We start from the raw sequence: 12344 nt of genomic DNA, 5'->3' as shown, positions 1-12344 counted from the left end.
CCGTTCGACTTGTGCGTGCAAGTAAGCGAGACTGATGCCATTGTCGTTGTTCAAAAGCCCCATCAATCGGGACATGATCGAGCAGGCCAAGGAATCCCTCATCGCCCGGCGTGTCACCCACTTTCTTCCCGCCGCTCGAGACGCGTGCGATGCGTATTCAGCGTCTCGTTCAGTTGCCCCAACACCTCGCTGGCAACGGACATGATGGCTTTGGGGCCGAAGCCGGCCAAGGTGAGCTCGCGATAGAACGATTTCGCCACGATCTTGGCAATCCGCGCCGGATCAGGGTTGATCGGCCCACCACTACCCGTTTCACGCTGATCAAGCATCTGGGCCATCTGCAGGATGCGGGATTCGGAGAGCTTCTCGAGTTGGAAGACATGGATGGACTTGCCAACGAACAAGGCGAACAGCTCCAGCAGCTCCAGGTCCGCCTCGCTGAAGGCGTCGCCTTGGAGGCGCTTGCTGACGTTGATCACCCCGAGCACGCTGTTGGCGGTGGTGATGGGGGCTGACATGAAGGGCTCATCGATGCGCTCGGGCTGCGCAGCAAAACTGGCCAACGGCGAGGCGACGACATCATTGACCATCAACGCCTTGCGCGTCGAGGCCACCTGCCAGGCGATACTCGAATGCGGCTTTGCCGGCACCTGATAGGCGATCGCTGGCAGGTCGCCGAAATGCGAGTACACCTTGAGATCATGCTCACCCTCGTCGCTGCTGCCAGACAACAGCATCACCGAGCAGCGCCCGGCCCCGATCGAGCGCGCCGTCAGCCCGGCAAGGTCGCGTAGACCTTCCTCCAGGTTCGGTTTCTGCTCGATCAGCGTCGACACGCCGATCAACTGATCAACAACAATCCGCGCCATGGTTGATCTCCAGGTTAGTGGCCTCCTCCAGCACGATCTAGCAGACGTATCAGTTTATAGGGCTGCGACGTCGACTGGCACTCGCGAGCAAAAGGAGACCACCTAAGAGCAACACAACAGATCCAGGCGCTGGTACCGGGTCTGCTAATAAATCCTGGCCATTCTCTGATTGAAACCAAAGAACTTTACTGCCGCTCAGCGAGTTATTATTCTCATTCTCCATTTGCGTAAAGGTTAGATTAAGCAGATCGATCCCGCGTGGATCTAATTTTTTATTACCCCCTCCACTTGCGGAAACCTGGAAATTACCGTCGAAAATATCCATTGTTTCATCGTAGAGACTCTCCCAGATACCCACCTGAATTGCGCCACTCATCCAACTTTTCGTGGGGTTAAGCCAATTCTGATCACCATGCGTGAGTTGATACTTGTCGGTTTGCAGCACCGAATTGAGTGCCCCAAGAAACTCCAAAACCTTACCGAAATCCCGGGTAACTGTATCATTGCCTTCACTGGAGGTTACCTGGGTATCATCATCAACCGGAAGCACGACATATTTTTTGAATCCCTTATTCATCAGCAGATCGTTGAAGAGATCGACACAGTAGAAGATGACATCGTCCGAGCTGCGATAAAGTGTTGCGGGATCGAACGGGTTATTATCAATCGCTTGTGTCTCGCCCCCTAAAGCGCCCGCGTAAACCCTGGCATCGTAAACTTTGTCACTATTAATGAAAAAAGAGACCTGGACCGAGTCATGGCCTTCTGTGAAGAGACCGTCATTTATAGAAGGGAATTGGATATCAACATCCCCAAGCTGGGAGTTATCGATATAATTGTCAACTGTCACGGGGTTGGCAAGGACTCCCGTTGCGCTCAAGAGCAGTGCGAGCGCGGTTGAGCCCAGTGCTGGCATAGACGTGCCGCCTACTGTTGTACTGGCCTGACGAGTCTTTTTCTTGATGCTAGTGTTGATGCGGATCATGTGTTACTCCTTGAAGACGCGTGATACCACTCAAAGTGGTTAATAGAAATTGACACGATAGCTGAAGACAGGATTATTAAAGCAAACCTCATGCCATTTATATATTTTCTTATTTATTAAAGCCTTATAAAGCTCAACCTCACTAGAAGGCCAGACTCTGTATTATTTTCTGACAACCTGCGAACGGTTTGCTTTGATAATTATCATAGACTTCGCTAAGCGCCAGGCGTGCATTGATCGTTGGCAGTTCGACGTATCAAGGCTCTCCAGACATGTTGTCACTGTCGGCGAGAGAGGGCTCGGCAGAGCCGATCAGCCAGCATCGCTGCCACTGTCATTGATGGTTTAATATGTCATGCTGGAAAGAACAAGCAGCTGAACCGACTGCTGAGCCTGCGTGTCGGCGATGCGGCGCTGGTGTCCGTGCAGGATCCGCTTACGTTGGCACCGCGTTCGAAGCCCGAGCCGGGCCTGATTCTAGCTGGCCCGCGCCGGCACACGAAGACCATATTTGGTGATCTTGCGGTCGAGGGCCGGGCGCGAAATCGCCAACACCTCACAGCTTCGCCCCTTGTGACCCTGGGTGTGATCGAGCACACGCTGAATATGCGCGGCCTCAATCTCGGCCAGCGTCTGCAAGGGGCTCGCGGCGAGGTGCGCACCGGCGGTCTCGGCAGGGCTGGCCCCAGTGGCGTGCGCCTCAGTCGGACGGGCGGCGCCCAGCGGCAGCAGATCCGGCGTGATCAGCGCATGCCTTGCGTGCAGCACCGCCTGGGTCAGCAGATTCTCGAGTTCGCGCACATTACCGGGCCAGTCATAAGTGGCCAGCTCGCGCAGAGCGGCATCGGTGATCCTGGGGCGCGCCTGCCCTAGCCGCTCGGCGATCCGTTTCAAGAGTCCTTCGACCAGCAGCGGGATGTCTTCGCACCGCTCGCGCAGGGGCGGCACTCGAATCTCGATGACCTTGAGGCGATAGACTAGATCTTCCCGAAAGCGCCCGGCTTCGGCTTCGGCTTCGGCGAGCAGGTCCCGGTTGGTTGCGGCGATCACCCGCGCATTGGTCGTGATCGACTCGGTGCCGCCGACCCGTTCGAACACGCGCTCCTGCAGCGCGCGCAATAGCTTAGCTTGCAGGGGCGGCGCCAGCTCTCCGATCTCGTCCAGGAACAGTGTGCCATCTTCGGCCTGCTCGAAACGGCCCTGCTTGCGCGCCTGGGCCCCGGTGAAGGCGCCCTTCTCATGGCCGAACAGCTCCGACTCGAGCAGGGTGTCGACGATGGCCGCGCAGTTGACCGCGACAAAGGGCCCCGTGCGGCCGCTATGCTGGTGGATCAAGTGCGCGACCACCTCCTTGCCGGTGCCAGACTCGCCGCTGATCAGCATACTGGCGGCACTGCGCGCGCTGAGCGCAATCGCCTTACTGACGGTGAGCATGGCTTGGCTGCGGCCGATGAGATCGCGGCCGGCGGCGACCTCGAGCGGCTCGGCGGCTTGGCTCGATGCCGCCGTGTTCGCCACGTTCGCCGCGTGCCGCTGCGCCAACAGGTGCTCGACTCGGGCTTGCAGGTCATCGATCTCGATCGGCTTATGCACGAAATCAGCCGCGCCTTGCTGGATTGCATCGATCGCGAGTTCCAGATCGTGCTTGCCCGTCATCATCAGGATCGGCAGTTCAGCGTCGAGTTCCAGCAACGCGGCAATCAGGTCGCAGCCGCGGCCATCCGGAAGTTGCTGATCGAGCAGCACCAGATCGGGCGGGGCGGCGCGCGCCTGGCTCAGCCCCGTCTGAATGCCATCGGACCTGGCCACGGCGAGGCCGTTGTCCTCGAAATGCATCGTCAGCATCTCGGCCAGTGCCGCGTCGTCCTCGATAATCAGTAGTCGGCTGCTCATAGTGCGCAGGCCCTCCCGGTGCTCGAATGATGAAACAGAGAAATCGCCCTATACTGCGTCGCCCAACGCAATCCACAATCGATGAGGCCGATCTCGATGGCGAGTGCCCCTAGTCAGTCCCTGGAAACCTTTCCCAACCCCCAGCCCGAGCGCGACTATACGATTCGCATCCGCGTGCCGGAATTCAGCTGCCTGTGCCCCAAGACCGGCCAGCCGGATTTCGCCGAGCTGACCTTGGAATATGTGCCCGAGGCGGCCTGTGTCGAGCTGAAATCGCTGAAGCTCTATGTCTGGTCGTATCGCGACGAAGGGGCCTTTCACGAGGCGGTGACCAACCGCATCCTCGCTGATCTGGTGGTCGCCACGGAGCCGCGATTCATGCGCCTGACCGCCGATTTCAATGTCCGTGGCGGTATTTATACCACCGTGGTCGCCGAGCATCGGGCCAAGGACTGGCGAGCGCCAGCACCGGTCACGCTGCCGTGACACCCAGCGCCGGGGCGCGCTGCTGGATCGGCCTCGATAGGCAGCCGTGAATAATTTGGCACAATGCCCCTTTCTTTGAATTGGTTGTCATCGCCATGGCCCAGCAAGTCCTCAAGGTTCCACCGACCAAGAACACCCTGCTCACGTTGAAGAAGCAGACGACCTTCCTCGAGCAGGGGCACGATCTCCTCGAGCGCAAGCGCGAGCTGCTCACGCGCCTGGTCTATGAGCGCATCGGCGAATACCGGCGCCTGCGCGAGGAGGCCGAGCGCGGGCTCGCCGAAGCCTATCGCTGCCTCGGCATCACCCATCTGCGCATGGGCAGTCGCGGTTTGAATCAGGCCGCGCTGGGCGCCGGGCCGGGACTGCGCGTCGATATCCTGCCGCGGCGCTCGCTCGGGGTGGAGTATCCGGCGGTAACCGCCGAGCGCCTGCCGATCAAGCCGGTCGGACTGCTGGGTACCGATGCCAGCTTCGATAATACCCGCGAGCACCTAGCCGAGGCCGCCGTGCTCTTGGCCCGGCTCGGCGAAGTCGAGATCGCCCTCCATCGGCTGATGGAGGAGCAGCGCAAGGCGCAGAAACGGGTCAATGCGCTCAAGTACAACATCATCCCGCTCTATCAGCGCAGCATCCATTTCATCCAGTCCGCGCTCGAGGAGGAGGAGCGCAACACGCTGTTCCAGGTCAAGGTGCTGCGCGAGCGGGCGATCGTCTGAGCCACGTGAGCCGCGCGCGACGAGCCACCTTCGCGAATCCAGCGCCCCAGAGCACATCAAGAGCCAGAGTGAATCAAGACCAGCGCCGGGCGATCTTCGAGCGATTACGCGCGGCCAACCCCAGCCCCACCACCGAACTCCATTACCGTTCGCCTTTCGAGCTGCTGATCGCCGTGATCCTCTCGGCCCAGGCCACCGACAAGGGCGTCAACAAGGCCACCGAGCGGTTGTTCGCGCGCGCCAACACGCCGGCGGCAATCCTGGCCTTGGGCGAGGAGGGGCTCAAGGCGCACATCCGCACCATCGGTCTGTTCAATAGCAAGGCCAAGCACATCCTCGCGACCTGTCGGCATCTGGTCGAACAGCATGGCGGCGAGGTGCCGTCCGAGCGCGCCGCGCTCGAGGCGCTGCCCGGCGTCGGGCGCAAGACCGCGAACGTGCTCTTGAATACCGCCTTCGGCGAGCCGACCATCGCGGTGGATACCCATATCTTCCGGGTCGCCAATCGCACCGGGCTCGCGCCCGGCAAGACGCCGCTCGCCGTCGAGCACCGGCTGCTGCGGGCGGTGCCGAGCGCGTTCCTGCAACAGGCCCATCATTGGTTGATCCTGCACGGGCGTTACGTCTGCAAGGCGCGCGCGCCGGACTGCCCGCGCTGCATCATCTGCGACCTCTGCGAGTACACACAGAAGACGAGCGATGTTCAGTCAGGACCGTGACGCGCTGCGCCAGACCTATCTCACCGCCTGGCGCAAGGCCCGCGCCGGCGAGCCGTTGGAGCCCGTCGAGCGGCAGATCGTCGAGGTCGCCGAGCAGCACCCGGAGTATCACCGGCTGCTGGAACAGGGCGAGACCGCGCTCGGGCGCGAGTGGCTGCCCGCGGGGGGCGAAGGCAATCCGTTCCTGCACATGGCGCTACATATTGCTCTACAGGAGCAGGTCGGCACCGACCGCCCGCCCGGCATCCGACGGCTGTATCAAGGCATGATCGAATCCTGCCTGGGCGATGTCCACGCGGCCGAGCACCGCATCCTCGAGTGCCTGGCCGAGGCGATCTGGAAGGTCCAACGCGATGGTCGCGCGTTCCGTTCCAAGGCTTATCTCAAATGCATCAAGCGCCGTGGGGCTGGCCAGCGCCCGCGCGATTGACCCCCGGGGCGCTGAAATAATTGACCACTCCAGTCGGTCTCTACTGACGATAGCGGAGACTGGCTGGGCCATCGGTTTTACCTGAGTGCCATACTGTGCTATTAGTAACGTGCCGTAGGCACTTCGTGAGGCCTGATCTCTCGGGCACGCCGACGCTACTCATGTTCAAACATATTTTTTCGGAGTGGAACCCATGTCGAAGAACACCATGACCCCCGCTGCTGCCGTGATCGGTGCTGCCCTCGTTGGCAGTCTGTCGGCGGTTAATCTGGCCCATGCGGCCGAGAACCCATTCGCTGCCGAGCAGCTCAACGGCGGCTACCTGCTGTTGGCCGAAGGCAGTTGTGGCGAAGGTAAGTGCGGTTCCAAAGAGGATGGCGAAGGCAAATGCGGCGAGGGCAAGTGCGGTAACAAGGATGAGGGCGAGGGCAAATGTGGCGAGGGCAAGTGCGGCGGCGCGAGTTAATCCGCCTGCAACAGACTTGAGAGGCAAGCCATGAGCGAACCAACCCACCCCGTTCATGGCGCCGGTCTCGGCCTGCGGCGCGCCTTCGCGGCGGTCGCGGCCGAGCAGCCCCCCGCCGAGGTCGATTTCTGGGAGATCGCACCCGAGAACTGGATGGGCGTCGGCGGGCGCTGGGGGCGTGTCTTGCGCGACCTGACCGAACGCTTTGCGTTCGTCTGCCACGGACTCTCCCTGTCGATCGGCTCCCCGGCGCCGCTGGACCTCGACTTCGTGCGCAAGGTCAAAGTCTTTCTGGATGAACACCGGATTCGTGCCTACACCGAACATCTGAGCTTCTGCTCGGACGAGGGCCATCTCTACGATCTGATGCCGATCCCCTTCACCGAGGAGGCAGTGGCTCATGTGGTCAGTCGCATTCGCCAGGTTCAGGACATCCTGGAGCGGCGTATTGCACTCGAGAACGTCTCTTATTACGCCGCGCCCGGACAACAGCTAAGTGAGCTTGAGTTCATCAACGCCGTGCTGCGCGAGGCCGACTGCGACCTGCTGCTCGATGTCAACAACATCCACGTCAACAGTATCAATCACGCCTATGACGCAAACGCCTTTCTCGACGGACTCCCCGGCGAGCGCGTGGTCTATGGGCATATCGCCGGGCATTACCAGGAGGCCCCCGATCTTCGCGTCGACACCCATGGCGCCGATGTGATCGAGCCCGTATGGGGTCTGCTGGCGCGCGCCTACCAACGCTTTGGCGTGTTCCCAACCCTGTTGGAGCGGGATTTCAACATCCCGCCGCTCGAGCAACTCACGCAAGAGGTGCAACGGATCAGCCAGATGCAAGCCGAACATCGCCCTCGGATCGCCCGCACTCGGCTGGAGCGACTGGCTTATGCCTGAGTTCAACACCTCCACCACGGCGCATTCCAAGTCACCGCCAGCGCCAATGCCAGCCCCAGCGGGCTTCGCCGAGATCCAGCGCGCCTTTGCCGGCCATATCCGTGATCCGGAGGGAACGCCCGCGCCGGCCGACATCGAAGCGCGGCGCATGGCGATCTACCGCAACCTGTTCTTCAACAACGTTTCCTCGCTGTTGCAGCAGGGTTTTCCGGTCCTGTATCGCTGCCTCGGCCAAGAGCGCTGGGACGCACTGATGCGGCAGTTCCTGCGCGAGCACCGGGCGACGACGCCGCTGTTTCCAGCGCTCGGCCAGGAGTTGGTCGCCTATCTTGGCGAAGAACGCGAGGCCCAGCCCGATGATCCGCCCTTCATGCTCGAACTCGCGCACTACGAGTGGGTCGAGGCCGCGCTGCTGTTCAGCGACGAGGAGGCGAGTCCGGATCTCGCTGATCCCAATGGCGACCTACTCACCGGCGTGCCCATGGTCTCGCCGCTGGCCTGGAATCTGAGCTACCGCTTTCCGGTCCACTGCATCGGGCCTGACTTCCAGCCACAAACGCCCGATTCGGAGCCGACCCATCTGGTGGTCTATCGCAATCGGAGCGACGAGGTCGCGTTCCTGAAGATCAACCTGGTCACCCAGCGCCTGCTGCAGTTATTGAAAGGCCAGGATCAGCAGGATCCGCAGACCGGGCGCGAGACCCTTAAGACCATCGCCACGGAGCTGCGCCATCCAGACCCGGAGCAGGTGATCAGCTTCGGCATGGGGCTACTCGACGATCTCCGCCAACGCCACATCCTACTCGGGACGCGCCGCCTCCTCGGCTGAGCGCCCGCCGCGCTTCGGCGTCAGGATGAGACGATTGCGCTCATCATCGATAGTCATCTGATAGCGTCCGAGCACACTCATCCCGAGTAACCCCGGGGCGCCGAGCTTCTCCATCTCAAGGAAAGCGACCGCGACCCCGGGCAGGCGCTCGCCGTCGAGCCAGACCGCCTCCAGGGTGCCCATCAAGGCCTGGACACGACCATTCGCGGTCTGCACCTCGCGGGCCTCGAGGCCATCGCGCGCGAGCCCCAGGGCGGCGATCATCGAGTCCGGCAGCACCACCGCATCGGCACCGGTGTCGATCAGCAGCGCCCGATCGACGCGGCGCCCGCTCGCGCCTTCGAGCGTCACCCGCACCGAGTGCTGCGAGCCCTTGCGCAGGGTCTCGAGTTCGATCCGCCCCGCGCCCTCGCCCGCCTGCTCGTCGGCGGCGGTCTCGAACCGCACCTTGGGCGCCGGTGGCTGGCTGTTGGTGCGGCCGATGATGATCACCCGCTCGACCTCACCGTTGGCCGCATGCACCAGGATGTGGTCGAAGCGCTCGAGCAGGACCCGCAGCCGGCGATACAGCCCGGCCTCCTCGGCTCGCCCGCGCTCGTCCTCGAGCACCTCGAGCCCGGAGACCGAGAACCCATGCGCCGCCGCCAGGCGATCCAGTTCCGGCGCGATCTCGACCTGCGCCGCTCGAGCGCCCTGCCAGAGGCCCTCCCAGCCGCCCCCGAGGACGCCCACCAGGGCGAGCAGGTTCCAGGCAAGGGCGCGAGCACAGGCAGACCGGCAGTGATATGTCATCAGATGGACCGACTCGCTCAGCAAAGATGGAAGTCCCACGGACGATAGGCCGTGAGCTTACCACTCACGCGCGCGGTCGGTTTCGAGCACAACCCGCGCCCTGGCACTGGGCAAACACCGCGCAAACGCATTTGCGGCGGCGGACCAAACCCTGATATCGTTCCCTGTTTACTCGAGCGCCGTGCATTGGATGAATGTCCAACCCCTTTGCGTCCCGCTTGGTATCCCCGCCTCCCCCACTCGACCACCTCGATGATGTTCAAGTGACCCTTGAGATCGAAGCCTCGGAGAGACCATCGTGAACGGGCCTGACGACGCCGGCAATCCATTGGCGACTGAACCTCCAGACAGCGGCAAGCAGTCGCCGCTGATGGCCACCTACAAACGCCTGCCGGTGGCCTTCGAGCGTGGCGAGGGCGCCTGGCTCTGGGACCAAACCGGTCGGCGCTACCTGGATGCGCTCGCCGGCATCGCCGTCTGCGGGCTGGGGCACGCGCATCCCGCCGTGCGCGACGCCCTCTGCGATCAGGCCGGCACCCTGCTGCATACCTCCAATCTCTATCAGGTGCCACATCAGGCCGAGCTGGGCGCTCGCCTGTGCGGTGCGGCTGGCATGGAGCGGGTATTCTTCGGCAACTCGGGCGCCGAGGCCAACGAGGCGGCGATCAAACTGGCCCGCCTGCATGCCCACAAGCGCGGCGTGCAGCATCCTGCCATCCTGGTGATGGAGAACGCCTTTCATGGGCGCACCCTGGCGACGCTCACCGCGACTGGCAACCGCAAGGCCCAGGCCGGATTCGAGCCACTGGTGCAGGGCTTCGTGCGCGTGCCCTACAACGCTATCGACGCCGTCGAGACCGCCGCCGAGAACCGACCGACCATCGTCGCCGTGCTGGTCGAGCCGCTCCAGGGCGAAGGCGGCGTCATCGTGCCGGATGAGGATTATCTGCAGCGCTTGCGCCTGCTCTGCGATCATCACGACTGGCTGCTGATGATCGACGAGATCCAGACCGGCATGGGCCGCACCGGGCGCCTGTTCGCGCACCAGTGGAGCGGCGTGAAGCCGGATGTGATGACGCTGGCCAAGGGGCTCGCGAACGGGGTGCCGATCGGCGCCTGTCTGGCCAGTGGCGCGGCCGCCGAGGTGCTCGGCCCGGGCAGCCACGGCTCGACCTTCGGCGGCAATCCGCTCGCCTGCCGCGCGGCCTTGAGCGTGCTCGACACCCTCGAGAACGAGCATCTGCCCGCGCGCGCCGCCGTGCTCGGCGATCGCCTCATCGATGGCCTGCGCACGCGCCTGAACGGTGTCCCCGCCGTGGTCGACATCCGCGGTCGCGGGCTGATGATCGGCATCGAACTCGACCGCCCCTGCGCCGAGCTGGTGCCGCTGGCCCTCGAGCAGGGACTCCTCATCAACGTCACGGCGGGATCGGTGGTGCGCCTCTTACCGCCACTGATCATCGATGACGAGCAGGCGACGCAGATCGTCGAGGCCGTCTCCGAGCTGATCCTGACGTTCCTAGGCGCCGATGCGCCTGCCGCTGACGGAAGCCCCTCGTGACGACCGATACCACGCCGACCGCCCCCAAGCATTTCCTCACCCTGCTCGATCTCGACGCGAGCGAGGCCGAGCGCCTCATCGCACGCGCGAGCGAGTTGAAGCAACGCCGCCAGCGCGGCGAGGACTCTCGCCCCTTCGCCGGCTACAGCCTGGCGATGGTGTTCGAGAAATCCTCGACCCGCACCCGCGTCTCGTTCGAGGCCGGCATGGCGCAGCTCGGCGGCAGCGCGATCTTCCTCTCGCCGCGCGACACCCAGCTCGGGCGCGGCGAGCCGATCGAGGACAGCGCGCGGGTCTTGTCGCGGATGGTCGATGCGGTGATGATCCGCACCTTCGAGCACGAGACCGTGACGCGCTTCGCCGCCCATTCCCGGGTACCGGTGATCAATGGGCTGACCGACCGCTTCCATCCCTGCCAACTGCTCGCCGACATGCAGACCTATCGCGAGCATCGGGGCGCGATCCGGGGCCGGCGCGTGGCCTTCATCGGCGATGGCAACAACATGTGTCATTCCTATATCAATGCCGCGCGCGTGTTCGGCTTCGAGCTGCGCATCGCCTGTCCGCAAGGTTTCGAGCCGGACGCCGAGATCCTGGCCTCGGCGCCCGATCAGTGCAGCCTCACGCATGATCCGGCGGTGGCCGTCGAGCAGGCCGATCTGGTGGTGACCGATGTCTGGGCCAGCATGGGCCAAGAGAGTGAGGAAACCGAGCGTCAGGCGCGCTTTGCCGCCTTCAGCGTCACGCCGGCGCTGATGGCCCAAGCGCGCGCCGATGCCCTGTTCATGCACTGTTTGCCCGCCCATCGCGGCGAAGAGGTCAGCGCCGAGGTCATCGACGGCCCCCAATCGGTGGTCTGGGACGAGGCCGAGAATCGGCTGCACGCCCAGAAGGCCTTGCTGGAGCTGCTGCTCGATCCTCCATCCAGCGATGGCAGCCGCCGCTGACCTCGCAACCGATCTACCTGCGATCACACCTCATGCTGCGCACGCGCCATTTACACGCCGCCCTTTGGTTGGCCGCCGCCCTGGTCGCCACGTCCCCCATCTCAGGAGCGGAGACGCGCTATGTCACCGACCAGTACGAGTTCAATCTGCGCAGTGGCGAGAGCACCCGCTATAAGATCCTACGCCAGCTACCGAGCGGCACTCCACTCAGCATCCTCGGCATCAACAGAGATAGCGGCTATGCCCGGGTGCGCACCGAAGATGGCTTGACCGGTTACATTATGCTGAGCTATCTGCAGGAGGAACCCGCCGCCCGCAGCAGGCTGGAGGCCATGGAGGCCAAGCTCGCGGAATTGCAACAGGAGCCCGATAAGCTCGCCGCGCGGCTGGGTACCTTGCAGCGCGAGCACAGCAGCCTCAAGGACCAGGCCGAGGCCCTGAAACGCGACAAACAAGACCTCGAGGCCGAGCTTGCTGAGATCCGCAATGCCGCGACCAACGCGATCCAAATCGACCGCGAGCGTCGCCAGCTCCAGGAACAGGTCTCGAATCTCCTGCTCAAGGTCGATCAGCTCGAGCACCGCAATCTGGAACTGAGCAATCAGAGCCGACAGCAATGGTTCCTGATCGGTGCCGGTGTCGTTGGTGGCGGCATCCTGATTGGACTCGTGCTGCCCAATCTGCGACTGCGCCGGCGCCGCAGCTCCTGGGGCAGCTCCTCTCTCTAGGAGGAGGGTGACGCGGCCAC

At 63.2% G+C, this 12344-nt stretch carries 14 protein-coding genes; 10 read left to right on the top strand and 4 right to left on the bottom strand.

What is annotated here, in order from left to right; translation table 11 throughout:
* Positions 1 to 113 precede the first annotated feature (113 nt).
* From CCR82_RS08465 to CCR82_RS08455, 3 genes are all read right to left on the bottom strand, one after another.
* Positions 114 to 869, bottom strand: a complete 756-nt coding sequence (locus tag CCR82_RS08465) for a GAF domain-containing protein (protein ID WP_201245027.1) — start codon at positions 867 to 869, stop codon at positions 114 to 116.
* A 49-nt stretch (positions 870 to 918) separates the two neighbouring features.
* The gene (locus CCR82_RS08460; protein ID WP_201245025.1) at positions 919 to 1854 is read right to left on the bottom strand and encodes a hypothetical protein; all 936 of its coding nucleotides are present in this window, start codon (positions 1852 to 1854) and stop codon (positions 919 to 921) included.
* A 477-nt stretch (positions 1855 to 2331) separates the two neighbouring features.
* A complete protein-coding gene (locus CCR82_RS08455; protein WP_201245023.1) occupies positions 2332 to 3747 on the bottom strand; it encodes a sigma-54-dependent transcriptional regulator in 1416 nt (471 codons plus the stop codon).
* Positions 3748 to 3843: 96 nt separating this feature from the next.
* Between CCR82_RS08455 and queF the strand changes: the two genes are divergently transcribed.
* The 7 genes from queF to CCR82_RS08420 all read left to right on the top strand — a co-directional run bounded on the left by queF (position 3844) and on the right by CCR82_RS08420 (position 8296).
* The gene (gene queF, locus CCR82_RS08450) at positions 3844 to 4233 is read left to right on the top strand and encodes a preQ(1) synthase (RefSeq protein WP_201245021.1); all 390 of its coding nucleotides are present in this window, start codon (positions 3844 to 3846) and stop codon (positions 4231 to 4233) included.
* A 95-nt stretch (positions 4234 to 4328) separates the two neighbouring features.
* Positions 4329 to 4952 (top strand): V-type ATP synthase subunit D, encoded by a 624-nt coding sequence (locus tag CCR82_RS08445; protein ID WP_201245019.1) that lies wholly within the window; start codon positions 4329 to 4331, stop codon positions 4950 to 4952.
* 68 nt (positions 4953 to 5020) lie between these two features.
* The gene (gene nth / locus CCR82_RS08440; protein WP_201245017.1) at positions 5021 to 5671 is read left to right on the top strand and encodes an endonuclease III; all 651 of its coding nucleotides are present in this window, start codon (positions 5021 to 5023) and stop codon (positions 5669 to 5671) included.
* Positions 5652 to 6101, top strand: a complete 450-nt coding sequence (locus CCR82_RS08435) for a DUF1841 family protein (RefSeq protein WP_201245015.1) — start codon at positions 5652 to 5654, stop codon at positions 6099 to 6101. Before nth ends, CCR82_RS08435 begins: the two co-directional genes overlap by 20 nt.
* A 193-nt stretch (positions 6102 to 6294) precedes the next feature.
* Positions 6295 to 6567, top strand: a complete 273-nt coding sequence (locus tag CCR82_RS08430; protein ID WP_201245013.1) for an HvfA family oxazolone/thioamide-modified RiPP metallophore — start codon at positions 6295 to 6297, stop codon at positions 6565 to 6567.
* Between the two features lie 30 nt (positions 6568 to 6597).
* Positions 6598 to 7467: an HvfB family MNIO-type RiPP peptide maturase gene (locus tag CCR82_RS08425; protein ID WP_201245011.1), complete on the top strand. Its 870-nt coding sequence runs from the start codon at positions 6598 to 6600 to the stop codon at positions 7465 to 7467.
* On the top strand, positions 7460 to 8296 hold the full coding sequence (locus CCR82_RS08420) for an HvfC family RiPP maturation protein (protein ID WP_242513352.1): 837 nt from the start codon (positions 7460 to 7462) through the stop codon (positions 8294 to 8296). Before CCR82_RS08425 ends, CCR82_RS08420 begins: the two co-directional genes overlap by 8 nt.
* On the opposite strand, the gene CCR82_RS08415 is transcribed toward CCR82_RS08420, so the two are convergent.
* Entirely contained in the window at positions 8267 to 9088 is an 822-nt protein-coding gene (locus tag CCR82_RS08415; RefSeq protein ID WP_201245009.1) for a retropepsin-like aspartic protease family protein, read from the bottom strand. The two genes, CCR82_RS08420 and CCR82_RS08415, sit on opposite strands and share 30 nt — an antisense overlap.
* 370 nt (positions 9089 to 9458) lie before the next feature.
* Here CCR82_RS08415 and CCR82_RS08410 point away from each other — a divergent pair, with 370 nt between their 5' ends.
* From CCR82_RS08410 to CCR82_RS08400, 3 genes are read left to right on the top strand one after another with little or no spacing between them, the layout of a single operon-like run.
* On the top strand, positions 9459 to 10649 hold the full coding sequence (locus tag CCR82_RS08410; protein ID WP_201245266.1) for an aspartate aminotransferase family protein: 1191 nt from the start codon (positions 9459 to 9461) through the stop codon (positions 10647 to 10649).
* Entirely contained in the window at positions 10646 to 11596 is a 951-nt protein-coding gene (gene argF, locus CCR82_RS08405) for an ornithine carbamoyltransferase (protein ID WP_201245008.1), read from the top strand. The genes CCR82_RS08410 and argF overlap by 4 nt, the downstream gene beginning before the upstream one ends.
* A gap of 32 nt (positions 11597 to 11628) precedes the next feature.
* Positions 11629 to 12324, top strand: a complete 696-nt coding sequence (locus tag CCR82_RS08400) for a TIGR04211 family SH3 domain-containing protein (RefSeq protein ID WP_201245006.1) — start codon at positions 11629 to 11631, stop codon at positions 12322 to 12324.
* The last annotated feature ends 20 nt before the right edge of the window (positions 12325 to 12344 follow it).

It is taken from the genome of Halochromatium salexigens, from assembly GCF_016653295.1.
Taxonomy (GTDB): domain Bacteria; phylum Pseudomonadota; class Gammaproteobacteria; order Chromatiales; family Chromatiaceae; genus Lamprobacter; species Lamprobacter salexigens.
This window is presented reverse-complemented; position numbering and strand designations above follow the sequence as displayed.

Coding starts and splice junctions, on each gene's coding strand:
- CCR82_RS08455 (WP_201245023.1), bottom strand. CDS start 3,747: ATGAGCAGCCGACTACTGATTATCGAGGACGACGCGGCACTGGCCGAG.
- CCR82_RS08465 (WP_201245027.1), bottom strand. CDS start 869: ATGGCGCGGATTGTTGTTGATCAGTTGATCGGCGTGTCGACGCTGATC.
- CCR82_RS08400 (WP_201245006.1), top strand. CDS start 11,629: ATGCTGCGCACGCGCCATTTACACGCCGCCCTTTGGTTGGCCGCCGCC.
- CCR82_RS08420 (WP_242513352.1), top strand. CDS start 7,460: ATGCCTGAGTTCAACACCTCCACCACGGCGCATTCCAAGTCACCGCCA.
- CCR82_RS08445 (WP_201245019.1), top strand. CDS start 4,329: ATGGCCCAGCAAGTCCTCAAGGTTCCACCGACCAAGAACACCCTGCTC.
- CCR82_RS08460 (WP_201245025.1), bottom strand. CDS start 1,854: ATGATCCGCATCAACACTAGCATCAAGAAAAAGACTCGTCAGGCCAGT.
- queF (WP_201245021.1), top strand. CDS start 3,844: ATGGCGAGTGCCCCTAGTCAGTCCCTGGAAACCTTTCCCAACCCCCAG.
- CCR82_RS08435 (WP_201245015.1), top strand. CDS start 5,652: ATGTTCAGTCAGGACCGTGACGCGCTGCGCCAGACCTATCTCACCGCC.
- CCR82_RS08415 (WP_201245009.1), bottom strand. CDS start 9,088: ATGACATATCACTGCCGGTCTGCCTGTGCTCGCGCCCTTGCCTGGAAC.
- CCR82_RS08410 (WP_201245266.1), top strand. CDS start 9,459: ATGGCCACCTACAAACGCCTGCCGGTGGCCTTCGAGCGTGGCGAGGGC.
- CCR82_RS08430 (WP_201245013.1), top strand. CDS start 6,295: ATGTCGAAGAACACCATGACCCCCGCTGCTGCCGTGATCGGTGCTGCC.
- CCR82_RS08425 (WP_201245011.1), top strand. CDS start 6,598: ATGAGCGAACCAACCCACCCCGTTCATGGCGCCGGTCTCGGCCTGCGG.